The following is a 25,236-nucleotide window of genomic DNA, read 5'->3' as shown; positions in this document are numbered from 1 at the left end:
ACCACGACCACGACCACGACCACGACCACGACCACGACCACGACCACGACCACGACCACGACCACGACCACGACCACGGCCATCATCACGATGGGCAAGATCCACATGGTTGGCTGGATCCTGGTAATGCGCGGCGCTGGCTCGATGCCATTGCCCAGCAACTTAGCGAAATCGATCCTGACAATGCCGCCCACTATCGTGCTAATGCGGCACAAGGCCAGCAAGAACTTGAAGCACTTGAGCAAGATTTAAAGGAACGCTTAGCCAATAGCGAGCAGACTCGCTTTATCGTATTTCACGATGCCTATCAGTATTTTGAAAAAGCGTTGGGTGTCACTGCGGCGGGTGCTATTTCTATCGGTGACGCATCCTCACCCAGCCCGAGACGTATTGAAACTATCCAGCAGTTAGTTGATGCAGAAGGCGTTACGTGTGTATTCACCGAACCGCAATTTAATCCGCAAATCGTTGATACTGTCTTTGGCGATACGGATGTTTATATTGGTGTAATGGACCCTCTAGGCGTTGGCTTAACACTAGGTGCAGGGCTTTACGACGCACTACTTAACCAAATGGCTGATGAAATACAACACTGTACCGACACGATGTGAGTCAGTCTGGAAAGCCGGTATCAAGAAGGAGTAATTAAATAGGCGCGCTAATGTGGACAGTGATCTCGTCTGGCATTAGCGCGTCGGTATGTCTTCACTCATTGGGCTACAGCAATATTGTGCTCCCCATTGGGGTGTTTCATCACCTGCATGGGTAGGCCATAAATCGCTTCTAAGGTGCTGCAACTCATCAAATCATCCGGGCTGCCATGGGCCAGCAAGCGACCGCTATGCAGTGCCATCAGTTCATCACAGTAGCGTGATGCCATATTGATATCGTGCAATACAATAATGACGCCAAGGTTCAGCTCATCGCATAGCTTGCGAACCAGCGCTAGCACTTCAATTTGGTGAGCAATATCCAGTGCTGCTAGTGGCTCATCGAGCAGCAAGAAACGACTTCCCTGGGCGAGTAGCATAGCCAACCATACTCGCTGACGCTCGCCGCCGGAGAGTGTATCGACTAAGCGGTCGGCAAAGGCCTCTGTGTGGGTAAGGGCGATGGCGCGATCAATGGCGTCTTTGTCTTTCTGGTTATGGCGACCGAGCAGGCCGTGCCAAGGGTAGCGACCAAAAGCCACCAGCTCGCGCCCAGTCAGGCTTTCAGCACTGGGTAAATGCTGGGGCAGATAAGCTACCTGACGAGCGAACTCGCGATTTCCCCAGTCACGCAGTGGGCGCTGGTCAAAGTGAATCTCGCCTTGGCTGGTGGGTTGCTGCTGGGCCATCAGCTTAATCAGCGTCGACTTTCCCGAGCCATTGTGGCCAATCAAGCCGTAAACCTTGCCCTCATGAAAGCTGTGGTCAATGGGATTTAGAATCTGCTTACCATTGATTTCAAAGGTAGCGCCTTTGACCTCGAACATGAATGACTCCTGGCGATAGGGTTAATAATAATGGCTCTATTCTAGTGCTAATGGTTCTCATTTTTAACAAAAAATTAAAAGATTTCTGTTGTTGGGCTTAGATAAGCCCTACGAGGGCTTGAGCATTGGCGGCTAACGCAGTGCTATGGGGCAAGCGTTGGGTTGTGAGTTAACGGGGGTAGGCCTGCAAGATAATCTTTACATGTTAATGAGAATCATGTGTAATTGTTATGTTATCTTGTATCTTTCGAGTTGAAGGAGTTGAGTATGAAAAAGGGCATACATCCCGCTTATGGCTACGTAGTGTTCCGCGATACCAGCTGCGGTGCCACGTTTCGGATCCGTTCTACCTGTACCTCAACGCAGACAATTGTCTGGGATGATGGCAATACCTACCCATTGATTGACCTGGATGTCTCTAGCGCTTCTCACCCTTTCTATACCGGCGAGCAGCGCAGAGTTTCTGCTGAAGGTCGGGTGGCGCGTTTTCAGCAGCGCTTCGGTTTGGTTTCGCGCCGCTCTTCTGGCGCTAAGTAGAGGATATAGAGAGTGCAAGTACTTAGCTCGCTCAAGTCCGCCAAAAACCGCCATCCTGATTGCCAAGTGGTCAAACGTCGCGGACGGCTGTATGTCATTTGTAAAACGAATCCGCGCTTCAAAGCGCGCCAGGGAGGAAAGCACAAAAAATAAGCAGGGAATCTCCTGGGTCCAGCGGCTTATTTTTTATCAACGCACAATACGGTGTTTGAACGCTGAAGGGCGGATATTTTGTTAGCAAGAGCTTAAACATGTTAGCAGTTGGCTATGCTGCTCGGGGTGCGCAGCAATTAGGCTGTTCCATTGAACAGGATTTGCCTCACCAGAGATATCCGTGACGGTGTATCCAGCTTCCCGAGCTATCACAATACCGGCAGCGATATCCCAGAAGTCGAGCGCGGCGCCTTGCGACCAAAAAGCATCAAACCGACCTAGGCTGAGATAAGCGATCTCAAGTGCCGCTGAACCAGGGCTGCGGATACCCGCCACTTGAGGCATTAATGTCGCGAGTTGATTTAGCGCTGTCGTGCAGTCGCCTTTAGCGTGATAGGGCAGGCAAGTGCTCACCAGCATCTCGGTTAGCGGGCGAGGGGCTGGTGTTGTTAACGGGCGGTCATTGAGAAAGGCGCCCGCACCTTGGCCTGCCCAAAGCATCTCATCAAGGAGTGGTTGGTAGACAACACCGATAATCAGCGCATCACCTTTGGTGACCGCAATAGACACCGAGAAGTGAGGCACGCCATGCAGAAAATTGCTGGTGCCATCAAGGGGGTCGATGATCACGGTATAGTCGCTATCGGTGGGCGTCAGGCCGCTCTCTTCGCCAAGGAAAGCGATATCGGGAAAGGCGCTGCTGATGCAGTCGATAATGATATTCTCGGCGGTCGTATCGTAATAGCTCACAAAGTCTGACGCCCCCTTTTGTTCGAAGGCAATCCGCCCCTTTTGCGAATACCCCTCGCGCAACAGCACGCCCGCCTCATAGGCTGCTTGTTTAACTGTTTCCAGTAAGCTGTTTTCGCTCTCAAGCATGTCGTTTCTCCTTGGGGCTTATATGGCTGTTATCAAATCATTTGATAAAGGTAACGAACCATCCATGACGTGGCGATGACAGTAGACAGTCTTGGTTTGGTGGCTTGCTCATGGTGTATGAGTGTCGCCCCTATCAAACCGGGGTAGCCACGAGAGCCGGCGTGTTTATGGGGTCACTGTTTGACACCGTGTTGTTTGCCGTTCCTTTAACCATTGGCCTTGCCCAGTCGCCAGTAGCCCATGCTGGTGACGTACTGTTTGGGGAGGCCACACTCGTTGACCAAGTAGCGGCGCAGCTTCATAGCGACCTTGGTTTCAGCGGCAATCCAGGCATAGAAGGGCGCGCTGTCATCCAGAGTGGCGGATTCCCAGAGAGGTCCGTCCTCATTGTCGCTTTCGACGTTGCTAGTGGCTGCCGTAGGCGTGCCGCCTAGCGCTTGAATTTCCTTGTGCAGATCAATATCGCGCAGCGCCCTCAGCAGCAGCTCACCGTGCTGGCAGCCGGGGTCAGCATCACGGGCCAGCCAGTGCAGCTTAGCGGCTTGGGGCAGCGGCTGAACGTCGTCACTGCGGGGCACTTCGAGCAGCGCTTCAACCTTGGGTTTGAGCGGCAGGTCATCAAGGGTTTCCAGAATGCCAGCCGCGGCGGGGAGAGCGGTTTCATCGGCGATGATCAGAATACGCCGCACGCCTTGGGGTGGCTTCCACTCGTAGCCCTGTTTTGGGCCTTCCGCGTTAGCGTCAGGGGCTGTCATGGCTAGCCGGTCACCTGGACAGGCATTCATTGCCCAGCGTGAGGCAGGGCCATTGTCGCCGTGGAGCACAAACTCTACATCCACCTCAGCCTGCTCTGGGCGCAGGGCGCGGATGGTGTAGGTGCGTGCAGAGGGGCGCTGGGCATCTGGTAGGGCGCGGTAGGCGCTGTACCAGTCGTGCTCTTCCAGCTTGGCGATCTCAAACAGCGGGTCGAGGCTACCACCGCCTTCGGGGAAGAACAGTTTGACGCGTTGATCCGGCGCGTAGGTCGCCATTTGGCTGACGGCTGGGCCAGTAAAGGTGAACTTAACTAACGAAGCGCTGACTTGGGTTCGCCGAGCGAGAGTGATATCGAAAAGCTGGTAGGTTTGTTTAGCCGCCATTGTGGCTGTCTCCATTAATAAATCGCTTAATTGTAGTGCTAATTATTATCATTTAGAATTGTTGCGGATAATTCAACCACTAACTCCAGAAAAGAGTAAGGCTAAGAAAATGACTCTGCTGCCTATCAGGCCCCGTGTGGCGATCTGCCCGGCTATGACAAAAGGTTGTTCGCTATGCTAAGCGCTGCGCAAGTTACCCAGCGAATGGGGGGGATGTCGCCTGCAAAAGCTTGCCTGCTGCTTAGCTTGCCGATGGTGGTGCTGTTTTGGCTAGGTCTGCAGGGGCAGGGCGGTTTTATACTGGGGTTGCAGGCGTTAGTGGTGCCCTCCTTTGAGAATGTTGACGAGTTGTTGCTTCACTATGCGTGGTGGCCGCGCCTCTCGATTGCGCTGCTAGCTGGGGGCGGCTTGGGGCTAGCGGGTGTGCTGATGCAGCAAGTGCTGCGCAATCCGCTGGCCTCGCCCACCACCCTAGGGGTGGCGTCGGGCGCCAACCTGGCGTTGATGACTGCTACTTTGCTGGCGCCGGGGCTGCTTGTCGCCGGGCGTGAATGGGTCGCCTTAGTGGGTGGGGCGCTGGCGGTTGGGTTAGTTTTCTTGCTTTCCTGGCGGCGCGGGCTGGCGCCGATCGTAGTGGTGCTGGCGGGCTTGGTGGTTAATCTGTACTTAGGGGCGCTCTCTACGGCGCTGCTGCTGTTTAACCACGAAGCGCTCTCAGGGCTGCTGATTTGGGGCGCGGGGTCGCTGGCACAAAACGGTTGGGATGGCGTGGCAGTTCTCTGGCCACGATTGGCAATTAGCTGCGTGGCAGCCTGGTTTCTACTGCGCCCTTTGGCGGTGCTAGAACTGGACGATGCCAGCGCCAAGAGCCTAGGCGTCTCGCTGACCTATCTGCGCTTTGCAGGGATGGGGCTGGCGGTATTTATTACCGGTAGCATTGTCAGCGTGGTCGGTATCATCGGTTTTATCGGCTTGGCTGCGCCTAATATTGTGCGCATGGCCGGTGCGCGCCGCTTAGGGCCACGGCTGCTTTGGTCGACGCTGCTAGGAGCTGTGTTGTTGGCCACCACTGATCTGCTGCTGCAACATTTCGGTGGCATGGTGGCGGCCTTTATACCCACTGGGGCGATTACCGGTGCCCTGGGGGCGCCGCTGTTAATGTGGCTGATTCCACGTTTGAAACTGCGGGGTGATCAACCACCAAAAGGGGCGGGCGTTTTTGCTCATCGCCATCCAGCGCCTTCCCGTTTGGCGACGGGGTTACTCCTCGCGCTACTAGGCGCCACATTACTTGGCTTGCTGGTGGGGCAGGGGGTTGATGGCTGGTATTTACTGTCGCCGGATAACTGGAACGTGATGCAGTGGCGCATGCCGCGGGTAATGGCGGCAGCGGCGAGTGGGCTAATGCTGGCAATTGCCGGAACGATTCTGCAGCGCCTTTCCGCCAATCCCATGGCCAGCCCTGAAGTCTTGGGTATCAGCGGTGGCTGTGCCATTGCACTGATTCTGGGGATTTTCCTATTACCCGCGCCCACCAATATGATGCTGATTGGCGTGGGTACCCTGGGGGCTTTCGCGACGCTGCTGGTGCTGGTGGGTATCAACCGAAAAAGCGGCTATCTCCCCGAGCGCTTGCTGCTTACCGGGGTAGCTGTCAGCGCCCTGTTTGATGCGGTGCGTAGCGTGATGCTGGCGGGTGGCGATCCGCGCGGTCAGCAGGTGATCGCTTGGCTGGCGGGCTCTACCTACTATGTGGATATCACCAACGCCGTTGTCGTCGGCGGTATTGCCGCCGTACTGGCACTGGTCACGCTGCCGTTTACCCGTTGGCTTGATATCATGCCGTTAGGCGCACCGACGGCCAAAGCGCTTGGGGTAACGCTGAACCGTGCTCGCCTGGCGCTGCTGTTGCTGGTGGCGCTACTCACCGCCTGCGCCACCTTGGTGGTTGGGCCGCTGTCATTTATTGGCTTGTTAGCGCCGCATATGGCGCGTTTGGTGGGCTTCTCCCGGGCAGGGCAGCATCTGCTGGGTGCGGCGTTGATCGGTATGCTGCTGATGGTGCTGGCGGATTGGGTCGGCCGGCAGATTATTTTCCCTTATGAAATACCGGCCGGCTTGGTCGCCTCCCTGATTGGCGGCGCTTACTTTATGTGGGGGCTGCGGCGGCTATGAGCGAAGCGGCGAGCGTGCTAGCGGCAGCGACGAATCCAGCAGACGCCTTGTTGGCGCTCTATCGTCAGCCGCCATTGGATAACTTAAAGGCACCTGCGTTTGGTCAGCCTGATGAGACGACATTGGCGGCTACTGAACTGCTGGATAATGACGTGCTCTTCGCCCAGCTATCGCGTTACTGCCGATACCACGGTGACGATGCTGATTTTCTGGCCGCCGCTTCGATATGGTCGAAATTTCATTTCAGCAGTGTCGCGATTCCGACATTGGTGGCCAATCTACTGCTGGGCTATGAACTGCCAGTCGGCGGGGGTGAGCTGCGGCTGGCGTTAGGTGATCACGGTCAGACGACGCGCATTTGGCTGCCGCATGGTGGTGTGCCGTTGACCTCAAAAGCGCTCCAGGCACGCTTTAGCAGCCTATTCGATGACCACTGTGCGCCGCTTATCGAGGCGTTGGCCGAGGTCTCCGGGCTTTCTGCCAAAGTGTTCTGGAGCAATCTTGGTCACTATGTGGAGTTTGTGGGCAAGACCTGCTCGCGGCATCCAGACTTCACTGGTGCGGGTGAGCCGCTGCTGAATTATCTCGATACCAAGACTTTGCCTGACGGGCGGCGCAACCCGCTCTATCAACCGGTGCGTTATCTGGAATTGGGCGGTGAAACCCCGGCTCGAGTGCGGCGTCTATGCTGCATTAAATATCGGCTGCCCGGCGAGCCGCTGTGCGGCGCTTGCCCGTTAAAACCCGAGAATAAGCCAGCCAAACGCCAACGCTAGCTTTTAAATATCGGCTAACTTTTGAAGTGCCAGGAGGCCCTGCACATGGAGCTGTTCAAGATTATATGGCGCGATTATCGCTGGCCATTTGTGGCCGTGGTGCTACTTAGTTTGGCCAGTGCGGGGTTGGGCATCGGTGTTATCGCCTTTATCAATCAGCGGCTGTTGGGCACCTTTACCGATCCATGGCGCATCCTGCCAGAATTCCTGGGCTTAGTGGCGTTGTTGCTGGCGATTACTCTAGCTTCGCAATTAGCCTTGACCACCTTGGGACACCACTTTGTCTACCGGCTGCGGGGGCAGTTGATCAAACGTATCTTGGATACCGATATCGAGCGTATTGAGCAGATTGGCAGCGCACGTTTATTGGCCAGCTTATCCAGCGATGTGCGCTATATCACCGTGGCCTTTGTGCGCTTGCCAGAATTGGTGCAGGGTGGTGTTTTGACGGTGGGTGCCACTGCTTATTTGGTTTGGCTTTCACCAACGATGCTAATGGTGACGGCGCTGTGGGTGATTTTTACTATCCTGGTCGGCATGCGCTTGGTGGCGAAAGTGTATCGGCATATGGCCAAGCTGAGGGATTCAGAAGACCGCCTCTACGCGGACTATCAGTCGGTCATTGAAGGGCGCAAAGAGCTGGCGCTTAACCGTGACCGGGCCGAGTGGTTGTACCGTGACGTTTACACACCTGACGCGGAAGCGTATCGGCACCATATCATTCGTGGTGATACCTACCATCTTAGCGCGGTCAACTGGTTTAATATCATGATGTTGGGGGCCATTGGCGTGGTGTTTTTCCTGGCCAACGGCCTGGGTTGGGCATCAGCGCAAGTGGCCACCACCTTCTCACTTACGCTTTTATTTCTACGCGCGCCGCTAATTCAAGCCATTGGTGCCTTTCCACCGCTGATCAACGCGCGAGTAGCCTTCGAGAAAATTAGCGCGCTGGATCTAGCGGAACACCGCGATTCCTTCGATAGCGGCAAGCAGCGCCACGACTGGCAAGAGGTAATGCTGGAACAGATCACCTACCGTTATCCCACCGAAGAAGCGCGCTCGGGCTTCGCCATTGGGCCTATTGACCTGACCTTAAAGCGTGGCGAGGTGGTGTTTCTGATCGGCGGCAATGGCAGTGGCAAATCCACCTTGGCGAGGCTGTTGACTGGGCTTTATCAGCCGCAAAGCGGCTGTGTTCGGGTCGATGGCAGGCCGCTGCAGGAGGAAGATTGGAAGACCTATCGCCAGCACTTCTCCGCCATCTATACCGATTTGCATCTATTTGACCGCTTGATGGGGCCTGCGGGGGAATCACCCGACGCGATGCTGATAGAAGAGTGGCTAAAAGCTCTGGGCATGCATACTAAACTCGACTTTGATGGTGACCGGGTCACCAACGCCAACCTCTCCCAGGGCCAGCGTAAGCGCTTAGCAATGCTGCTGGCCGTTGCGGAGCAGCGCGACCTATTGCTGCTGGACGAGTGGGCCGCCGACCAGGACCCACAGTTCCGGCGGGTATTTTACCGCGAGCTACTACCCCAGCTACGAGCGCTGGGCAAGACGTTGGTGGTGATTAGCCATGACGACCATTACTTCGACCAGGCCGATCGGCTGCTGGAAATGCGCCAGGGACAGTTGGTCGAACTCACCGGTGAGCAACGCGAAGCGGCCAGCCGCGATGCGGTGGCAAGGGTGAGTGGGTAGTTATTGATGTGAGTCGCTTAGCGTTATTAATTTAGTGCGTGGTATCGCTCGGCTAAGCCTCGCCCTGATTATGGTGAAGCTGAAAGAGGTCATAATTGATCTGCATGGATAGCCAGAATTTGGCGCTTCCGGCGTCCAATTTTTCCAGAGCCAATGCCACTTTGTTATTCGAGCATGTTCACCATGCTGGCGTTGTGCATGGCGTCGGTAGTGGTACTGGTGTTGTTGGTGGGAAGTATTTTGCAGGGTGTTATATCTCAAAGTGGGGAGGTTCGTTGAGCACTGTGCATTGACACCGCTTGTGAATTGAAAAAGAATAAGAATCATTTTCGAATAAGTGAGGCACTTTTTATATGGCGGCGGCATCCCGAACAGCCGAGCCTGTGGCTTACCATACCGGCTGTCGAAACTCCCTCGGTCAGTTATATCACCACCATCAGCCTTGGTTGCAGCAGTTGCTCAGCCAGCGGTTGGGATGTAGTGAGTCGGCGGCGGATCTGGCGCAGGATGCGTTTGTGCGGCTGCTGAAAACGCCTCGCCATTTGGATAGTTTCGAAGGCGCCAGAGCCTACCTCAGTCGCATGGCCAAAGGGCTATGCGTGGATCATTGGCGTCGGCAGGATATTGAGCGTGCCTGGCAGCAAGCCCTAGCGGCCAGCGCCGAGATGAATTTGCCCTCTGCCGAACACCAGCAAATCGTCATCGAAACACTGTGCGAAATCGACCGCATGCTGGCGCGGCTACCCGAGAAAGTCGCTAGCGCCTTTTTGGCCTCGCAGCTACACGGTAAACCCTATCGGCAGATTGCTGAGGAGCTGGGAGTTTCCGAGCGTATGGTCAAAAAATATATGGCCCAGGCCATGCTGCAGTGCGCGTTGATCGAAGCGGGCTTCGAGGCGAGCCTCTAAATGGCTTCTGCGGTTAGCGCCGATGAAGCCGCCAAACGCCGTGCATTGGCAGAGGCCGCTGAGTGGTTTGCCGAGTGGCAAGCAGGTGAGATGCCGGCAACAGAACGCCAACGCTGGCAGGCATGGCGAGATGCCAACGACACTCATCGTTGGGCTTGGCAGCAAGTGGAAGGTGTCAGCCGCCGCTTCGCTGACAGCTTGGAAAAGGATGAGTGGCAAGCCGCGAACAGCGTGATTAATTTGGCGCGCCAACGGCGGCGAGGGCGTCGCCACCTGCTGGGAGGGCTAGCAAGCATTGCGCTGGTCTCTGTACTCTCCGCCGCGCTGTGGCAAAGCACGCCGTTGCCACGGCTAGTACAGCAGTGGGGCGCTGATTATCACACCGCCACCGGTGAAATCACTCATATCGTGCTGGAAGATGGCACCCAGGTCTGGCTGAGCAGCGCTTCAGCACTCAATGTTGATTACGATCAAGAGCAGCGCCGCTTGGCGCTGGTGACAGGTGAAGTGCTGATAGCGACTGGCAAAGACACCCAGCGACCATTTTACCTGGATACCCGCAGTGCACGTCTCACGCCCTTGGGCACGCGTTTTAGCGTGGGTGAACAGCCTTCAGGTGAGTTGCTGGCGGTGTTTGATGGCGCTGTGGCTATCCAGACTCAGGGCGATGCTCTGCATGCAAGCCAGCGGCAGGTAGTCAATGCCGGGCAGCAAGCTCACTACACTGAAGGCCGTATCGGGGAACTCACCCCTGCTGAAGGCCGTCGGGAAGCCTGGGCCAACGGCGTTCTGTTAGCCGAGAACATGTCGCTTAAGAACTTTGCCGCGGCGCTTAGCCGTCATCACCACGGCCGCCTAGAGGTCGACCCAGAGGTGGCGAACCTCACCCTACTTGGCGCTTTCCCGCTCGATGATTTAGAGCGCACCCTGAACATGGTCGAGACCACACTATCGGTGAAGGTGCGCCAAATCATGCCCTGGTGGATCAAAATAGAGGCAGACGAAACAAGCTTCAGCGAGGAATAAAAAGAGAAAAAAATTGGTTTTGCTGGTTCCCCTTTTTCGCACTGGTTCGATTCCCCTTTATAAGCACTTAAAACGTATCTGCAAGGGGAACCAATATGCCACAGCAACGCACCGTATTACCTCCATCGCTTACCACTACTCGTCTGTTTCCAAGACGTCGCCGCGCACTCGCTCTGGCGGTTCATCTAGCTACTGTAGGTTTGTTAGCCACGCCACTGCTGGCACTACCCGCCATGGCTCAAGTCACTCAGCAGCAAGCACGCCACTATGATATTGCCAGCGGTCCGGTTAGCACGGCAATTAACCGCTTCGCTGCCCAGGCGGGTGTGTTTATTAGTGGCGCTGGCGAGCTGGGAGAAGGGCGCCAAAGCCCTGGCCTGCAAGGTCAGTACAGCGTTGATGAAGGGCTGGGGCGGTTGTTGGATGGAGCGGGTTTAACGGCAGCCCTGCAGGGGGATGGTAGTTACCGGTTGGAAGCGGGAGCCACTAATGAGACGTTACCGGTGCTTCAGGTCGAAGCCAATTGGTTGAGCGCGTCTCCTGTTGGGCCAGATTATGGCTACCGAGCAGAGCGTAGCCTTACGGCTACCAAAGCTGATATCGCCCTTGAGGATACGCCGCGCACGGTGTCGGTCATCACACGTGAGCGTATTGAAGATCAGAACCCGCGCACGCTAAGCAATATTCTTAGCTATGTGCCCGGTATTTCGTCGAGTGATTTTCCTGTGGGTGACGGCTTGGCAGGTGACATTTTCTTCATTCGTGGCATGAACCAGCGCGACTATGGCTACGGTACCTACCGAGATGGACTGCGGGTTCAGCCTAATGCTTATTCGACTTCCGCCGAGCCCTACGGATTGGAACGCGTCGAGGTATTTAAAGGACCTACGTCGGCGCTTTACGGTGAAAACGTACCGGGTGGGTTGGTCAATCTAGTCAGCAAGCGACCTACTGCTGATCATGAGGGAGAAGTAAACCTCAGTTATGGTAGTCATAGCCGTCGCCAAATCTCGACCGATATTTCAGGCCCGTTGAATACTGACGGGTCGGTAAAGGGGCGTGTTGTATTTCTGCACCGTGAGTCGGATACCCAAATCGATAGCGTAAATGATGATCGTACCTACATAGCCCCTTCGTTGACGTTTGAGTTGAGTGATCAAGACCGTCTGACGGTGTTGGGTATGTACCAGAAAGATGATAGCGAGTTGCAATTAGGCCTTCCTGCGGCAGGTACGCTACTCGATCATCCTTCAGGTACGCTAAGCAGCAGCACCAATCTAGGTCACCCTGAATGGGACACCTTTGAGCGTGAAGTCTGGTCGCTAGGTTACGAGTATGAGCACGCTTTCAATGATAGCTGGCGTTTCCAACAAAACGCGCGCTATTTGCGCTCCCAGGTGAACCGTCAGGAGGTGTGGTGGAGCTACCCAGGCGATGGATATGACAATGTAGTTGGTGCTTACGGACGTGATCGCGATAACGATAGCAAAACGCTGGCAGTTGATAACCGAATAGTGGGCAAATTTGGTAACGATGTTGTTGAGCACACTTGGCTCGCCGGATTTGGATATGACCGAACCTCTTTTTCGCAGACGCAGGACGTGGGGTTCAGCACGCCTCAGTCGATCAACATCTTTAACCCCCAGTGGAATTCGCCGCCACAAACGCTACAGCGTTCTGAGGATGGCGAGGACGTGCAGGCGTTAACCGGTATTTACTCCCAATTGCATAGCCAAATGGGTGGCTTTATTGCCCAAGTGGGTGGGCGCTTTGACTCGGCTAAGACGGAGTATAGTAACTACCTTACACCCGGTGGTGGCTTCACGGTGACTGATGAGGAGTTTAGCTGGCAAGCGGGCTTGATGTATCAGTTCGACTCCGGCTTATCGCCCTATATGAATTATGCCACGACCTTTGTGCCAGCGCGCCAAGTCTCCGTCACCACTAATGAACCGCTAGATCCCATTACTGGACGCCAGTATGAGCTAGGCCTGCGCTACGACATTCCTGACACGGATACCGCGATTACGCTTTCGACCTACGATATCGTGATGAAAAATGACATTAACTATGACAGCGCTATCGGTGGTTACCGCAATGTGGGGCGTACCGATTCCAATGGCGTCGAGTTAGAGTTGGTTAGCGATATTAACGATGCGCTTAGCGTAGCCGTCGCTTACACCTACACCGATGCACGTATTGTTGAGGATGTGGCGTTTCCCCGTTATGAAGATAATCAGGTAGCCGGAGTACCTCGCCATAAAGCATCGCTGTGGGCGAATTACGAGTTCTTGGAAGGTGCTATGCAAGGCGCTGAAGTGGGGCTAGGTGTGCGCTATTTAGGGAGCTCTAATGCTTATCCTGACGCTAGTCTTGCTTACGGCGATGTCTTAAGTACCAAAGCGGTGACCCTCGCTGATATTTCCCTTGGCTACGACTTTAACGACAACTGGCGGGTAGGTCTCAATGTGGAGAATCTATTTGATAAGCAGTATGTGGGAGAGTGCAACAACGCCGCACGCTGCTACTGGGGCACTGACCGTACTGTGCAGGGCACCTTGTCCTTCAGTTATTAACGCAAGTTTTATTGAGCTACACCAAGGTAACTAGGCATGTCGCACCCTATTAAAAAGACTACGAGCGGGTTTTTGTCCGCCATGCTGATGATGGTTTCCTCGCAGTTGTTGGGGCAGGGTGAGGTACCTTCTAACACGGCAGTAGTTACACTGGACTATGCGATTGCTGAAACATTGCAAGCCCTGGGAGAACCGCCCCAAGCCGTGGGCGGCCTCTCAGGTTATCGCGTATGGTGGCGCGATCCCCAAGTGCTTTCTACTGCTATGGAGTTGGGTAGCCGCCACTTACCTAACCTCGAGTTGATACAAGACATTGCGCCTTCGCATATTCTTATCTCACCGCCTGCTCATGCCAACTTAATCCCCCAACTCAGCCGTTTGGCAACGTTAAAAAAGTGGGTGGTTTATGAGACACCTCCTGCACTACAACAACGGCTAAATAACTTAACGACGCAGTTAGCCGAGTTAACGGGTGATCAAGCACACGCTAACGACTACCTAAGAGGCGTTGAAGCGCAATTTGAGGCGTTGGCAGAACAGCGCAAACATAGTGAGCGAAGCGCTCAATCGGTAGTGTTAGTGAGCCTGATGGATGAGCGCCACGCCAGGGTATATGGCCCAGGCAGCCTGGAAGGGTTAGTGCTGGAACAACTGGGAATCAACAATGCCTGGGAGGGGGACGTCAATCGGTGGGGGTTTGCCACCGTCACCGCCGAGCAGCTATTTGGCCTTGAAGACTATGTGATCATGCTGGAAAGCCCTTACTCCGTTGAAGGAACGCAACAAACCTTGCTGGAGCAGGGCATTTGGCAGCATTGGCCCGCTTTAACTAGCCAAGACACAACTACGTTAGCCGTCGATTATTGGCACTGGGGAGGCTGGCCATCTGCTCTGCGCTTTGCTGAGGCGCTTGTTGATATACTAGACGCTAACGAGGCTAATTAGCTTGTGTGGGCACTTCATTTCAGTCCATCGGATATATGGTCACCCAATAATGACCTGACTATAAGAAAAACTAATGTCCTATTAGCAGGATGATTTTTGGTTATCTAAGTTGCCCGCTATCTTAGTGCCACGATTCTTTAAAGCGACGCTAATTCTGGTACTGGGGACAGGACAATGTGGGAAAGTTACTTAACGGGCTTGGTCGTATCTGGCGGTATCATCATGGCTATCGGGGCGCAAAATGCCTATGTGCTGGGGTTGGCGGTGCGTCGTGAACATCACTGGTGGTCGGCGGGGCTGTGTATGAGCGCGGATATCATCTTGCTAACCGCTGGTATGTTTGGTGCTAGCGCGTTTTTACTGACAATGCCGAACGCGATGGAAGCCATGCGCTGGGTAGGCGTAGCGTTTTTAAGCTGGTTGGCAGCACAGGCATTACTGAGGGCTGTTAGCGGACGCGAGGGGCTGCAGGCCGGTAGCGTAAAAGCGCGTAGCTTGCGCGGAGTACTGTTGGCGACCTTGGCCGTGACGGTATTGAATCCCCAAGTGTATTTGGACACGCTATTGTTAATTCCTGCTATTGGTGCTCAGCAGGAGAGCGCGGGTGTGTTTGTCGCAGGCGCATCGACTGCCTCTGTTCTTTGGTTCAGCCTGTTGGCGTGGGGCGGGGCAGCGCTTTCGCCTTGGCTTTCCCGCCCAGTAGCATGGCGTACCATTGATGGGCTAATTGGTCTGATGATGGCGGTTATTGCAATACACTTAGCGCTGGGCTCTACGCTACTTTAACAGGTCTCAAGCTGACTAGAGGCGGCTGAAGTAGCTCTGCATAACGGCGATGACTTTATCTATATCGGCATCATCAATATCACGGTGAACAACAAAACGCGTGGCATAAAGTAGCTCAATCAAAATGCCATGCTCTTTCAGCCAAGCAGAGAGCGGCTGTACATGTTCGTCGGGAAAGTGCGCGAACACCATATTGGTTGCCTGAGCGGTAATCTCAACGCCAGGCAGTTTTGCTAAGCCTTCCGCTAGGCGTGCTGCACGGCGATGGTCGTCGGCTAAGTCAGCGATATGGTGCTCTAAAGCATACTGACAGGCGGCGGCAATAATGCCTGATTGGCGCATGCCGCCGCCGACCATTTTACGCCAGCGCCGTGCGCGGTCGATCAAGGCTTGCGAGCCCACTAAGGCAGAGCCGATGGGAGCGCCCAGACCTTTCGAAAAGCACAGCGACACGCTATCAAATGGCAAGCAGAGTTGCTTCAGTGGGGTATCCGTGGCTACTGCGGCATTAAACAGCCGTGCGCCGTCCAGGTGCGTTGCCAACCCCCGCTCACGGGCCAATTCAGTTGCTTTCAGCACATACTCGGCGGGCAGCACTTTGCCGCCGATGGTGTTTTCTAGCGCTAGCAGCTTGGTACGCGCAAAGTGAAAATCGTCGGCTTTGATAGCTGCGCTTATTTTCTCTAATGGCAGGCTACCATCGGCGGCATTTTCAATAGGCTGCGGTTGAATGCTGCCTAACACCGCTGCGCCACCGCCTTCATAGCGATAAGTATGGGCTGATTGCCCCACGATGTACTCATCGCCGCGCTCGCAGTGAGCCATTAACGCTACAAGGTTGCTTTGTGTGCCGCTTGGAAATAGTAGCGCTGCTTCCTTGCCTGTCTGCTCAGCCAGCTTTTCCTGAAACGTGTTGACCGTTGGGTCATCACCCCATACATCATCGCCCACTGGAGCGGCCATCATGGCATCTTTCATGGCGGGGGAAGGCCGAGTCACTGTGTCACTGCGTAGGTCAATCATGCGAAACTCCTGTGATGACAAAAAACTCTTTTCGAGCATACTGCATGTCTAATCAGCGCGAAAAGCGAAACCTCAATACGTAGAGAAAGGACAGAGTCATGCTCGCCACCGACCTAAAGCTTCGTGCCCTGGAACGCAACGATCTGCGCTTTGTTCACGAGCTAAATAATAACCAGAGCATTATGTCTTACTGGTTTGAAGAGCCTTACGAATCATTTGATGAGCTGGAGGAGCTTTATAATAAGCACATTCATGACAACGCCGAGCGGCGCTTTGTCGCAGAGAACAGCGACGGACATGCCATCGGTTTAGTTGAGCTGATTGAAATTGACTATATTCACCGCAGCGGTGAGTTTCAGATCATCATCACGCCAGATCACCAGGGAAAAGGGTTTGCTCGGTCATTAATCCGTCAAGCATTGCACTACTCGTTCACCATTTTAAACCTACACAAAATATATCTGATTGTGGCGGTGGAGAACGTTAAAGCTATTCATCTCTACGAGGAGAGTGGCTTCATAGAGGAGGGGCATTTGATTGAAGAGTTCTTTATCAACGGCAAATACCGTGATGTGAAGCGAATGTATATCTTGCAGGACACTTACTTAGCGCAGTTGGCTTGATAAACAAGACGACAACACCTCAGGCCGAAAACTAACCAAAGGCTGAGGCGTTGTTGCTTACTGCTGACTCATATAAGCAGCGATGGCGTCAAAAGCTGCGCGTTGCTGTTGGGCACGATTAGCCCAAACCTGCATCACATCCACTTCTACTGTCTGATCTTGAGCAGCGAAAGATGACATGGCGAGTACTCCTAATTCATTCAGAGGTTAAGGGACGGTTCAGCCATCATGGGCTCTAGTGACCCCAATTTAGTTATATATGGTTTTCTTTGTGCGACGCAGCAAGTTAACTGCGGGCTAAAGTCTATGCGCATTTCAGCCCTTAAATCTAGTCCTAAAGATGTAGGAGAATTGCTATGGTGTGTAAGAAATGGCTTACAAAATCAGTAGCTGATCACCTACATCATTGAATGGAAAAGATTTTCATAATATAAAAAAGCCGACTGAAAAAGTCGGCTTGTGTGGTTGTTTTTTAGTCTATAGGGGAGAGATGGCGCTAAAAAAGCTTCTTTTAGCCGAAGTAGGTCGCTAATGCTTCATTAGCAGCATGCTGCCAGTGGGCTTGGCGGTGCCAAAAAGCGAGTACCTCGTCATCTTGTGTCGATAATCCAAATGTAGACATCATAAGGTGGTCCTCCTGTTGGGACACACTTAAAGTATAGACTATCCTTGTTGCGGTGCAGCATTTTGGCCGCTGATAACCAAAATAATTGGTGCGAAGTCTTATCTACTTAGCGTGGTATGCTTATGACATACCTATAACTAATCAATAAAACAACGAGTTATATTATGGTGCCAACAACTGTCGATTCTGACACTCTGTGCCCTGAACCTATCTTCCAAGACCGTTGGGTAGCAACACCACGTGGTCGCGTGTTTACTCGTACTTGGGAAACGTCTCATTTGCGCTCGGATGTGCCCATTGTGCTGCTCCATGACTCGTTAGGCTGTGTGGATTTGTGGCGTAGCTTTCCAGCGGCGCTATGTGCGGCGACCCAACGACGAGTGATTGCTTATGACCGTCTAGGGTTTGGGCGCTCCGACGCGTGCCTGACACCGCCACTGCTGAGCTTTATCGACGATGAACCCTCTACCAGCTTTGCAGCCCTTCAGAGTGCGTTTCAGTTAACGCATTTTATTGCGCTGGGACATAGCGTTGGCGGTTGCATGGCGGTGCACTGTGCAGGGCAGTATGTAGAGCAGTGCCAAGGCTTGATTACCATTGCAGCGCAGGCGGTAAATGAACCACGCACACAACAAGGTATTGAAGAGGCGCGGGCCGCCTTTCAAATGCCGGAGCAATTTGCCAAATTAGAAAAATATCACGGTAAAAAGGCGCGTTGGGTACTGAACGGCTGGATAGACACGTGGTTACATCCAGCATTTGAACACTGGTCGCTTACGCCCGCTCTTCAGCACGTTCACTGCCCCACGCTGGTGCTTCATGGTGAAAATGATGAGTATGGTTCGCACCGCCAACCTGAACGCATCGCTCGCCATACCCGAGGTCCTGCACACACTGAAATACTGCCGGGCGTTGGGCATGTGCCCCACCGTGAAGTGGAGGCCGTGGTGGTTCACTATGTTAGCGAGTTTATTGAGCGGCTTACGCCATAAAACGACCGTGACACAAGGAAAAGTGAGGAACGCTATGCGCTTGCGAATTTTATCCGACCTTCATTTGGAGTTTTTTGATGGGGGCCGCGAATTGCCAGAAGTTGAGGCCGATATCGTCATTTTGGCGGGCGATATTCATCAGAAAACGGCAGGGCTTGCTTGGGCCAGACAACAGTTTCCAGAAATGCCTATTTTATATGTGCCGGGCAACCATGAGTTTTACGATACCTGCATGCCGCTACTTCGTGATGAGCTCGCCATTGAAGCCAAGCGCTACAATATTGAGTTGCTGGATAATCGAGCGGTGACTATGGGGGGAGTGCGTTTTTATGGCACCACGTTATGGACTGATTTTGCGCTCTATGCCGATGACCCAACGCACAACCCAGCAGAGACCGACGCTAAAGCATTGCGCTATATGCCCGATTTTAGCATCGTGACAACAGCTCCAAATCAGGTGTTTACCCCTCAAGCTAGCCAAGCATTACACGTTGAAGCACTTGCTTGGCTTAGCAATGAGCTTGAGCAACCCTTTGATGGGCCACGCGTTGTGATTAGCCATCACGCACCGTTACACAGCTGCATTCCTGAACAGTATTTGGGTGATGCATTGTCCCCAGCCTTTGCCTCCCACCTGCCTCAATTGATGGGCAAGATGGACCTATGGGTGCATGGCCATGTCCATGAGCCTGTCGATACTTTATATAACGGCACGCGCGTCATCGCTAACCCAGGCGGTTATCCCGATGAGTTTACGCCAGAGCTGTTTGAGCCAAGTTTGGTGGTGGAGGTTGATTGATAGGTCATTGAATTATCCTTCAATAAACCCTTTTGCTCTTGGATCCTGCATATAAGCAACGTTGAGTCGCCGCCAGGGCGTTGGTTGATGATCGGCAAAGAATAAATGTCCCGGCGACAGGGTAACTTTCCAGTCATCAGCCAGTTCACTCAATCGTTCAGGTGTTATCGCTGCCGGTGGCTTTGCCCACACAAACATCCCACCGGTCGGCTCGGTATAAACATCCCAATTGGCACGTTTGAGCATCGCAAGCGCCATCGACATGTGGTTGGAAAGCCTAGTACTTAACCGTTCCGTCAGCTTTCGATAGCTACCGTTTTGAAGCATGGTGGTAATGACTTGCTCTGCAAAGCGTGAAGAAGAAATGCTGGTTAGCATTTTGATATCGACAATGCGTTGCACCATTGAAGAAGGCGCCGCGATATAACCAACGCGCAGCGAAGAGGAGAGGCTTTTTGAAAAACTGCCCAAGTAAATAACTCGGTTAAGGCCATCTAACGCAGCTAAGCGAGCACTTGGCGTATGTTGAAAGTCTGCGTATATATCATCTTCTATCAGTTTGAAATCGTACTGCTCGGCTAATTGTAATAAGCGATGCGCAATGGTGGGCGTTAGCGTTCCCCCTGTGGGGTTTTGAAAAACGCTGTTGGTATAAAAAAGCGTCGGCCGATGCTCTGCAAGTAGTTCTTCTAAGCGTTCAAGATCAGGACCGTCGGTTAAGCGAGGCACGCCGATGACACGAACACGTTGCAGATGTAGTAGGCCAAATAGGTTGTAATAGCCTGGTGATTCGACGAAGACAACGTCTCCGGGTTCGAGAAGCAAGCGCACCAATAAATCTAGCGAATGACTGCTGCCGCTGGTGGTGACAATTTGCTGATGATTTGCCGTGATCGCTAAAAGCCGAAGTCGCTCTTGTATTAATTGGCGTAACGCCGTGGGGCCTTGGGGAGTACTGTATTCAAAAATGTCCGCGCGATTCATACGCGCAACTTGGCGGATCGCATAGGTTAAATCATCGCTCTCCCGCCAATGACTGGGTAACCAGCCACATCCAAGGGGCAGGGCCGTCTCATCAGCACTAAAAAGCCCCCAAAGCCCGTTGGTCACTTCCTGCAGTGGGCTGGAAGCTGTTTGGTGCTCGCTTGGTGGGCTATCGGCAACAAAAAAACCTGCCCCTGGTTTTGAGCGCACCAACCCTGCGGCGATTAAACGCTCATAAGCTTCAATAGCCGCATTGCGGCTAACGTGATTTGTCGCAGCTAAATAGCGAATGGAGGGTAGACGGCTGCCATTACCAGGTTTGTTTTGTTTAATCCAAGTGCTGATCGCCTCTTCAAGCTGCTGTGCAATAGGCGTGTTGGCATGCCGATCAACTGTTAACTTCATAGATAGCCCTGCTGGATCAACTGTTCATTAAAAAACCGGAACAGTGCCTCAATAATAGTGGCCCAGTGTATCTTACCCCGCTTGAATAAGCGTGCGAGCTTTATGGTTCTTTTAGCAATCTCTAGTGAGTTAATGCATGAACCAGTACAGCGCAGCCCGCCTAGCTTTCGGGCTATGTATGATCACCACGGCCGTTAATTTGCAGGCACCGCTATATGGTGCGTTGGCAGCGCAAGGCGGGGTTGGTGTTGGTGCCACGACAATTGCGTTTGCCTGTTACGTAGCAGGGGTAATGCCTGTATTACTGGGGCTTAATGGCTTGGCCGAGCGGATAGGTTACAAAGCAATCATTGTCACTGCGTTACTGCTTAATATGCTGGCCACTTGCCTGATGCTAATAGCGCCTAGCATCGTAATGCTCGGCGTGGCGCGTTTTCTACTTGGGGTGGGGACCGCGCTGGCATCCGCGGTGGCGCCAGCCTATATGCAACAATTATGGCAAGGCGATGATAAACAAGCTTCTACCAGTTACGTCACGATTAGCAGCGCGCTTGGCTTCGGTTTAGGGGCAGCGGTGACTAGCGTTTTTATCGTTACTACGCCTAGCTTAACGCCCCCCAGTTTGTGGTTATATCTATGCATTAGCGCTTTCGCATTAATAGGCGTGTTGACGTTGCGAAAAGGCATGCCGAGCGGGCCGAAAGGCAGCATGCTCCGTTTGCCTAGCTTCCCAAATGGAGCCATTCGGTTTGGCTTTGCGATCCTAATTGCCTGGGCCACGGTGGGGCTGGTGATTGCCATATTGCCTTCCGCTTTAGACCAGCATGGTTTAAGCGTTTGGAGTGGTTTCGCTGTTTTCGGTATTTGCAGCTGTGGCGTGTTATTTCAACCCTGGGCCAGAAAGTTGTCGTCATATCGGTCTACGTTATTGGGACTTGCGATTCTGCCACCGGCTTATGGGCTGATTGCTTGGGGAGCTGTCGCGGGGCACTTACCCATATTGCTACTAGGAACGGTCATGGCTAGCAGCGCTTGTTACGGCTTTATTTACCTGGGCGGATTAAGTGGCGTGTTAGCCGTGGCTGGCCCATCTTCTACCCAAGCGAGCGCTGGATATTTTCTAATGGCCTACATTGGTTTCAGTATTCCAGTGATCACAACGGGAGTGCTTATCGATGCCCTAGGGCATCGCGCGGCATTAACGCTGTTTGGAGTTGCCTTACTGGGGGGAGTTGTCGCAACACTCTGGTTAGTTATCCAGAATCAACGAGAGTATCGCCAAGTGCTAATGGATTAGGCTGGCTGCGTGGTTCTTTAAGCAAATAGCTGACGAAACATTTAGTGGCGTTTTATATGCTGAGACTATTTAACAATAGTTGAAAGTTGCTGGCGTAGGGGCTTTGTTAGAGTCGGTGGGGTTAGGGAGTTTAAACCAGCTAAAACCCTGTAGCACAAAAACAGGTGTGGTTATTCCCGAAACAGTTCCGATAACAATACTGATAAAAACAACGCAGCAATGGAGCGCCACTTATGAGTGATACTAAGTTCGCCCAACAGGGTATGTCTTTTCGTGAAAGCGTCGAGCACATGGTGGATCACGCTATCGACATCATGGAGCTGGAAGAGGGCATTGGGAATGCTCTGAAGGTGTGCCAGAGCGTGGTGCAAGTATCGTTCCCGATTGATATCGATGGCAAGATTGAAATGTTTACTGGTTGGCGAGCCACCCACAGTGATCATCGACTGCCCTCAAAGGGGGGTATTCGTTTTGCGATGATGGTCGACCAGGACGAAGTTGAGGCCCTAGCGGCGCTGATGACTTATAAATGCGCGATTGTCGACGTACCGTTCGGTGGTTCAAAGGGTGGGCTGATCATTGATCCGAGCAAGTACACTCAAAAACAGCTGGAAGCCATTACACGGCGTTTTGCGCGCGAGCTGATCAATAAAGGGTATCTAAGCCCTGCCGCCAACGTGCCCGCCCCCGATATGGGCACTGGGCCGCGTGAAATGGGCTGGATGGTAGATACCTACCGCCAGATGTTTCCTAATGACATCAACTACATGGGCGCGTTAACCGGGAAACCGGTCGAGCATGGTGGCGTGCGAGGGCGCAATGAGGCGACTGGGCGCGGGGTGCAGTATGCGTTGCGCGAACTTTTCCGTCATCCAGAAGAAATCAAGCGTTGCGGCCTGTCGGGAGGCTTGGCTGGCAAACGAGTCGTGGTGCAGGGGTTAGGCAATGTGGGCTATCACGCCGCCCATTTTCTGCAAACCGAAGATAACTGCTTGATTACTGCGATCATCGAACGTGATGGTGCCTTGGTTAACGACGATGGTTTAGATGTTAAGGCTGTGCGTGAGTATATTGCTGAGACCGGTGGCGTTAAGGGATACCCGGCGGCTGAATACCAAGAAGATGGCAGCAAAGCATTAGAGTGTGCCTGCGATATTCTTATACCAGCGGCATTGGAAGGTGTTATCAATGCCAAGAATGCACACCATATCCAAGCGCCGCTTATTGCTGAAGCTGCCAATGGTCCGGTTACCTATGAAGCCGATAAAATTCTTCAACAGCGAGGTGTCGAGATTATTCCCGATGCGTACTGCAACGCTGGTGGCGTAGTGGTTTCCTACTTTGAGTGGATTCGTAACCTGAATCACGTTCGCTTTGGCAGGCTCGATAAACGTTTTCATGAAGCACGTGGCCAGCACATTATTCAGGCGATTGAAGAATCAACGGGCCATAAGGTGCCAGAGCATCTGGCTGATGAGCTAGCCCGCGGCGCCGATGAGTTTGATCTAGTCCGTTCGGGGCTGGACGATACTATGCGTTTGGCGCTGCAAGAGATTATTCGCACCCGTAATGAAAACCCGAAAGTTAACGACTACCGCATGGCAGCCTATCTGATCGCCATTGAGAAAGTGGCCCGGCATTACCGGGATATCGGTGTTTAACATAGGGTTATATTCTCAAGCGGTTTATAACGACAGTACTAGCACTCTAAGCGGCCCACAGGCCGCTTTTTAATGTGGCGCAATTAAGCGTGCTTCTTTACTAGCTGCCCGCAGGAAGGCGCTGCCCAGCGATTATCTTCGGTGAAGACCACATCACAGACGACCGGTGAGTAAATGTGGCGTACTTCTTCATCAATTTGCTGGCGTAGGGCATCTTGATGGGCAAGCGTAGACTCATGCAGTGCTTTGGGTAGCACCACGTGAACCATGATATATAGCAGGCGGCCAGGGCGTACCATGCGCACCCGCACTTCCTGGGTGTCGATATCCGCAAGTCCACGAGCAACCGCCTGACGCACAGGCTCGGCGATTGTTTCGTCGGGCGTTTTATTGAGCAGTTCTCGCAGTGCCTGGGAGGCCATACGCACCGGTACGCCAAGGCATAGCAACACCACGGCCATTACCAGAAGTGAATCGACATAAGGTACGATTTCCCGCCAGTCTAGGTGCTCAAATAGCATCACCAAGCAGAACGCTGCTAACACGGCAGCCGAGATAACACTATTCACCAGCCAGTTAAGTTTGTCTGCAGCCACCAGCGGGCTACTAACGTGGCGCTGACTGCGGTGCATTACCCAAGCGGTGAGCGAGCAAGCGACGGTGGCAAACAGTGCGTAGATAACCGCAAGCCCTGCTGAGATCTCCCGCCCACCTGTCAGTAATGCAGCGATGGCGTCCACCAATGCAAAGATGGAAACGCCTAATATCAATAAGCCTTTGCATAGATTTACCAGCGACTCGAAGTAGCTGTAGCCAAACGGATAGGACTCGCTATCGGGGCGGCTGGCTAATTTGCTGACTTTGATAGTGACCAGCGCTACGCTGAAGTAGATAAGATTAAATGATCCATCCAGCAAAATAGCCTGGGAGTTAGACGCTAGTGTCGCAGTAATGCCTGCGCACCCAATCAGCAGTGCCATAAAGGCAGAAAACGCCAAGGTACTGGATTCTGTTTTCACGAACGTTTGCTCCGATATTGCCTACCCAAGAGTCTGGCAAGCATAGCAATATCAGTGGTCGCAGTGTCAGTGATTTGTTTATTCTAAGGCTATGGAGATAGTCTTTGATGCACTGATTTAGCACCCAAGGAGAGATGTGCTTATGCGCCATGCTGATGCTTTTTCCTTCAGACAAATTGCTCCGGAAGATGCCGCTGAACTACTGTTGTTCGAAGCCACTGAACGTGACTGGTTTGAGCAGCATATAGAGGCCAGAGCGGAGCACTTCTACACGCCGGAAGGTATTAGCCAGCATATTCATGAGTACTTGGCGTTAAATGCCCAAGGACGCATGAGGCCGCTTATTATCCAATATCAAGGTGCGATAGTTGGGCGCGCCAACCTACGTGAGATAGAAAATGGTTACGCAAAGGTGGGGTATCGGATAGCGCAACATGCGTGTGGTAATGGGCTGGCGCAAAAGGCGCTGAACCATCTGATTAGCGAAGCTCGTTGCATTGACCAAATTAATACGCTCACGGCGACTGTTTCTCTAGACAATCACGCTTCACGGCGGGTCCTGACAAAGGCTGGGTTCGAAGTAATGGAAAAGCTACCTGAGTATTCGGTAGTAGCAGGTCGGAAGCTTGACTGTGTGATGATGCAAAAAACAGATGTCTAGTGTTTAGAAGCAAATGTATTGTTGTGAGACAGGGCTTTAGCTTTGGTTCGACACTTCGACGATGAT

24 protein-coding genes are annotated in these 25,236 nt (G+C 53.2%); 17 read left to right on the top strand and 7 right to left on the bottom strand.

What is annotated here, in order from left to right; genetic code table 11:
* Nucleotides 1-611, top strand: a 611-nt coding sequence (locus HVE01_RS05300) for a zinc ABC transporter substrate-binding protein (protein ID WP_186808805.1), incomplete at its 5' end; no start/stop codon positions are given.
* A gap of 98 nt (nt 612-709) precedes the next feature.
* Here the strand turns inward: HVE01_RS05300 and HVE01_RS05295 are convergent.
* Nucleotides 710-1,477, bottom strand: coding sequence for an ABC transporter ATP-binding protein (locus HVE01_RS05295; RefSeq protein WP_125745997.1), 768 nt, complete (start codon nt 1,475-1,477; stop codon nt 710-712).
* Nucleotides 1,478-1,744: 267 nt separating this feature from the next.
* Between HVE01_RS05295 and HVE01_RS05290 the strand changes: the two genes are divergently transcribed.
* Complete coding sequence (locus tag HVE01_RS05290; RefSeq protein ID WP_095602579.1) at nt 1,745-2,014, top strand: type B 50S ribosomal protein L31; 270 nt, start codon at nt 1,745-1,747, stop codon at nt 2,012-2,014.
* Nucleotides 2,015-2,026: 12 nt separating this feature from the next.
* Nucleotides 2,027-2,167 (top strand): type B 50S ribosomal protein L36, encoded by a 141-nt coding sequence (ykgO, locus tag HVE01_RS05285; protein ID WP_082072625.1) that lies wholly within the window; start codon nt 2,027-2,029, stop codon nt 2,165-2,167.
* Nucleotides 2,168-2,248: 81 nt separating this feature from the next.
* Here ykgO and HVE01_RS05280 read toward each other — a convergent pair whose 3' ends face one another.
* On the bottom strand, nt 2,249-3,046 hold the full coding sequence (locus tag HVE01_RS05280; RefSeq protein WP_146942858.1) for an inositol monophosphatase family protein: 798 nt from the start codon (nt 3,044-3,046) through the stop codon (nt 2,249-2,251).
* A 206-nt stretch (nt 3,047-3,252) separates the two neighbouring features.
* Nucleotides 3,253-4,185 (bottom strand): siderophore-interacting protein, encoded by a 933-nt coding sequence (locus HVE01_RS05275; protein WP_146942856.1) that lies wholly within the window; start codon nt 4,183-4,185, stop codon nt 3,253-3,255.
* A gap of 174 nt (nt 4,186-4,359) precedes the next feature.
* Between HVE01_RS05275 and fhuB the strand changes: the two genes are divergently transcribed.
* From fhuB to HVE01_RS05235, 8 genes are all read left to right on the top strand, one after another.
* Nucleotides 4,360-6,360, top strand: a complete 2,001-nt coding sequence (fhuB, locus tag HVE01_RS05270; RefSeq protein ID WP_146942854.1) for a Fe(3+)-hydroxamate ABC transporter permease FhuB — start codon at nt 4,360-4,362, stop codon at nt 6,358-6,360.
* Nucleotides 6,357-7,136, top strand: coding sequence for a siderophore-iron reductase FhuF (gene fhuF / locus HVE01_RS05265; protein ID WP_146942852.1), 780 nt, complete (start codon nt 6,357-6,359; stop codon nt 7,134-7,136). The genes fhuB and fhuF overlap by 4 nt, the downstream gene beginning before the upstream one ends.
* A 45-nt stretch (nt 7,137-7,181) precedes the next feature.
* The gene (locus HVE01_RS05260; protein WP_146942850.1) at nt 7,182-8,840 is read left to right on the top strand and encodes a multidrug ABC transporter permease/ATP-binding protein; all 1,659 of its coding nucleotides are present in this window, start codon (nt 7,182-7,184) and stop codon (nt 8,838-8,840) included.
* Between the two features lie 353 nt (nt 8,841-9,193).
* Nucleotides 9,194-9,748 (top strand): sigma-70 family RNA polymerase sigma factor, encoded by a 555-nt coding sequence (locus HVE01_RS05255; RefSeq protein ID WP_125746014.1) that lies wholly within the window; start codon nt 9,194-9,196, stop codon nt 9,746-9,748.
* Entirely contained in the window at nt 9,749-10,774 is a 1,026-nt protein-coding gene (locus tag HVE01_RS05250) for a FecR domain-containing protein (RefSeq protein ID WP_146942848.1), read from the top strand.
* A 95-nt stretch (nt 10,775-10,869) separates the two neighbouring features.
* Nucleotides 10,870-13,350: a TonB-dependent siderophore receptor gene (locus HVE01_RS05245; RefSeq protein ID WP_198350376.1), complete on the top strand. Its 2,481-nt coding sequence runs from the start codon at nt 10,870-10,872 to the stop codon at nt 13,348-13,350.
* 36 nt (nt 13,351-13,386) lie between these two features.
* On the top strand, nt 13,387-14,295 hold the full coding sequence (locus HVE01_RS05240; RefSeq protein WP_146942846.1) for an ABC transporter substrate-binding protein: 909 nt from the start codon (nt 13,387-13,389) through the stop codon (nt 14,293-14,295).
* Nucleotides 14,296-14,469: 174 nt separating this feature from the next.
* Complete coding sequence (locus HVE01_RS05235) at nt 14,470-15,081, top strand: LysE/ArgO family amino acid transporter (RefSeq protein ID WP_125746021.1); 612 nt, start codon at nt 14,470-14,472, stop codon at nt 15,079-15,081.
* A 15-nt stretch (nt 15,082-15,096) separates the two neighbouring features.
* Here the strand turns inward: HVE01_RS05235 and ltaE are convergent, their stop codons facing one another.
* Nucleotides 15,097-16,104, bottom strand: a complete 1,008-nt coding sequence (gene ltaE, locus HVE01_RS05230) for a low-specificity L-threonine aldolase (RefSeq protein ID WP_146942844.1) — start codon at nt 16,102-16,104, stop codon at nt 15,097-15,099.
* Nucleotides 16,105-16,202: 98 nt separating this feature from the next.
* On the opposite strand from ltaE, the gene speG reads away from it, so the two are divergent.
* Nucleotides 16,203-16,727, top strand: a complete 525-nt coding sequence (gene speG, locus HVE01_RS05225; protein ID WP_146942842.1) for a spermidine N1-acetyltransferase — start codon at nt 16,203-16,205, stop codon at nt 16,725-16,727.
* A 57-nt stretch (nt 16,728-16,784) separates the two neighbouring features.
* Here the strand turns inward: speG and HVE01_RS20090 are convergent, their stop codons facing one another.
* A complete protein-coding gene (locus tag HVE01_RS20090) occupies nt 16,785-16,907 on the bottom strand; it encodes a hypothetical protein (RefSeq protein ID WP_264298800.1) in 123 nt (40 codons plus the stop codon).
* Between the two features lie 609 nt (nt 16,908-17,516).
* On the opposite strand from HVE01_RS20090, the gene HVE01_RS05220 reads away from it, so the two are divergent.
* Together HVE01_RS05220 and HVE01_RS05215 are read left to right on the top strand one after the other, a co-directional pair.
* Nucleotides 17,517-18,344, top strand: coding sequence for an alpha/beta fold hydrolase (locus HVE01_RS05220; protein WP_146942840.1), 828 nt, complete (start codon nt 17,517-17,519; stop codon nt 18,342-18,344).
* A 34-nt stretch (nt 18,345-18,378) separates the two neighbouring features.
* On the top strand, nt 18,379-19,143 hold the full coding sequence (locus HVE01_RS05215) for a metallophosphoesterase (RefSeq protein ID WP_146942838.1): 765 nt from the start codon (nt 18,379-18,381) through the stop codon (nt 19,141-19,143).
* 12 nt (nt 19,144-19,155) lie between these two features.
* On the opposite strand, the gene HVE01_RS05210 is transcribed toward HVE01_RS05215, so the two are convergent.
* On the bottom strand, nt 19,156-20,532 hold the full coding sequence (locus HVE01_RS05210) for an aminotransferase-like domain-containing protein (RefSeq protein ID WP_146942836.1): 1,377 nt from the start codon (nt 20,530-20,532) through the stop codon (nt 19,156-19,158).
* 136 nt (nt 20,533-20,668) lie between these two features.
* Between HVE01_RS05210 and HVE01_RS05205 the strand changes: the two genes are divergently transcribed.
* Nucleotides 20,669-21,829, top strand: a complete 1,161-nt coding sequence (locus tag HVE01_RS05205; protein WP_146942834.1) for an MFS transporter — start codon at nt 20,669-20,671, stop codon at nt 21,827-21,829.
* Nucleotides 21,830-22,062: 233 nt separating this feature from the next.
* The gene (locus HVE01_RS05200) at nt 22,063-23,490 is read left to right on the top strand and encodes a Glu/Leu/Phe/Val family dehydrogenase (protein ID WP_146942832.1); all 1,428 of its coding nucleotides are present in this window, start codon (nt 22,063-22,065) and stop codon (nt 23,488-23,490) included.
* Between the two features lie 83 nt (nt 23,491-23,573).
* On the opposite strand, the gene HVE01_RS05195 is transcribed toward HVE01_RS05200, so the two are convergent.
* Nucleotides 23,574-24,509, bottom strand: coding sequence for a cation diffusion facilitator family transporter (locus HVE01_RS05195; RefSeq protein ID WP_146942830.1), 936 nt, complete (start codon nt 24,507-24,509; stop codon nt 23,574-23,576).
* Between the two features lie 142 nt (nt 24,510-24,651).
* Here HVE01_RS05195 and HVE01_RS05190 point away from each other — a divergent pair, with 142 nt between their 5' ends.
* Complete coding sequence (locus HVE01_RS05190) at nt 24,652-25,170, top strand: GNAT family N-acetyltransferase (protein ID WP_146942828.1); 519 nt, start codon at nt 24,652-24,654, stop codon at nt 25,168-25,170.
* The last annotated feature ends 66 nt before the right edge of the window (nt 25,171-25,236 follow it).

Source organism: Vreelandella venusta (assembly GCF_007989605.1).
Classification (GTDB): Bacteria; Pseudomonadota; Gammaproteobacteria; order Pseudomonadales; family Halomonadaceae; genus Vreelandella; species Vreelandella venusta.
This window is presented reverse-complemented; position numbering and strand designations above follow the sequence as displayed.

Excerpts from the sequence above, each read along its gene's own strand:
- HVE01_RS05295 (WP_125745997.1), bottom strand. The coding sequence starts at position 1,477 with ATGTTCGAGGTCAAAGGCGCTACCTTTGAAATCAATGGTAAGCAGATT.
- HVE01_RS05290 (WP_095602579.1), top strand. The coding sequence starts at position 1,745 with ATGAAAAAGGGCATACATCCCGCTTATGGCTACGTAGTGTTCCGCGAT.
- HVE01_RS05280 (WP_146942858.1), bottom strand. The coding sequence starts at position 3,046 with ATGCTTGAGAGCGAAAACAGCTTACTGGAAACAGTTAAACAAGCAGCC.
- HVE01_RS05275 (WP_146942856.1), bottom strand. The coding sequence starts at position 4,185 with ATGGCGGCTAAACAAACCTACCAGCTTTTCGATATCACTCTCGCTCGG.
- fhuB (WP_146942854.1), top strand. The coding sequence starts at position 4,360 with ATGCTAAGCGCTGCGCAAGTTACCCAGCGAATGGGGGGGATGTCGCCT.
- fhuF (WP_146942852.1), top strand. The coding sequence starts at position 6,357 with ATGAGCGAAGCGGCGAGCGTGCTAGCGGCAGCGACGAATCCAGCAGAC.
- HVE01_RS05260 (WP_146942850.1), top strand. The coding sequence starts at position 7,182 with ATGGAGCTGTTCAAGATTATATGGCGCGATTATCGCTGGCCATTTGTG.
- HVE01_RS05255 (WP_125746014.1), top strand. The coding sequence starts at position 9,194 with ATGGCGGCGGCATCCCGAACAGCCGAGCCTGTGGCTTACCATACCGGC.
- HVE01_RS05250 (WP_146942848.1), top strand. The coding sequence starts at position 9,749 with ATGGCTTCTGCGGTTAGCGCCGATGAAGCCGCCAAACGCCGTGCATTG.
- HVE01_RS05245 (WP_198350376.1), top strand. The coding sequence starts at position 10,870 with ATGCCACAGCAACGCACCGTATTACCTCCATCGCTTACCACTACTCGT.
- HVE01_RS05240 (WP_146942846.1), top strand. The coding sequence starts at position 13,387 with ATGTCGCACCCTATTAAAAAGACTACGAGCGGGTTTTTGTCCGCCATG.
- HVE01_RS05235 (WP_125746021.1), top strand. The coding sequence starts at position 14,470 with ATGTGGGAAAGTTACTTAACGGGCTTGGTCGTATCTGGCGGTATCATC.
- ltaE (WP_146942844.1), bottom strand. The coding sequence starts at position 16,104 with ATGATTGACCTACGCAGTGACACAGTGACTCGGCCTTCCCCCGCCATG.
- speG (WP_146942842.1), top strand. The coding sequence starts at position 16,203 with ATGCTCGCCACCGACCTAAAGCTTCGTGCCCTGGAACGCAACGATCTG.
- HVE01_RS20090 (WP_264298800.1), bottom strand. The coding sequence starts at position 16,907 with ATGTCATCTTTCGCTGCTCAAGATCAGACAGTAGAAGTGGATGTGATG.
- HVE01_RS05220 (WP_146942840.1), top strand. The coding sequence starts at position 17,517 with ATGGTGCCAACAACTGTCGATTCTGACACTCTGTGCCCTGAACCTATC.
- HVE01_RS05215 (WP_146942838.1), top strand. The coding sequence starts at position 18,379 with ATGCGCTTGCGAATTTTATCCGACCTTCATTTGGAGTTTTTTGATGGG.
- HVE01_RS05210 (WP_146942836.1), bottom strand. The coding sequence starts at position 20,532 with ATGAAGTTAACAGTTGATCGGCATGCCAACACGCCTATTGCACAGCAG.
- HVE01_RS05205 (WP_146942834.1), top strand. The coding sequence starts at position 20,669 with ATGAACCAGTACAGCGCAGCCCGCCTAGCTTTCGGGCTATGTATGATC.
- HVE01_RS05200 (WP_146942832.1), top strand. The coding sequence starts at position 22,063 with ATGAGTGATACTAAGTTCGCCCAACAGGGTATGTCTTTTCGTGAAAGC.
- HVE01_RS05190 (WP_146942828.1), top strand. The coding sequence starts at position 24,652 with ATGCGCCATGCTGATGCTTTTTCCTTCAGACAAATTGCTCCGGAAGAT.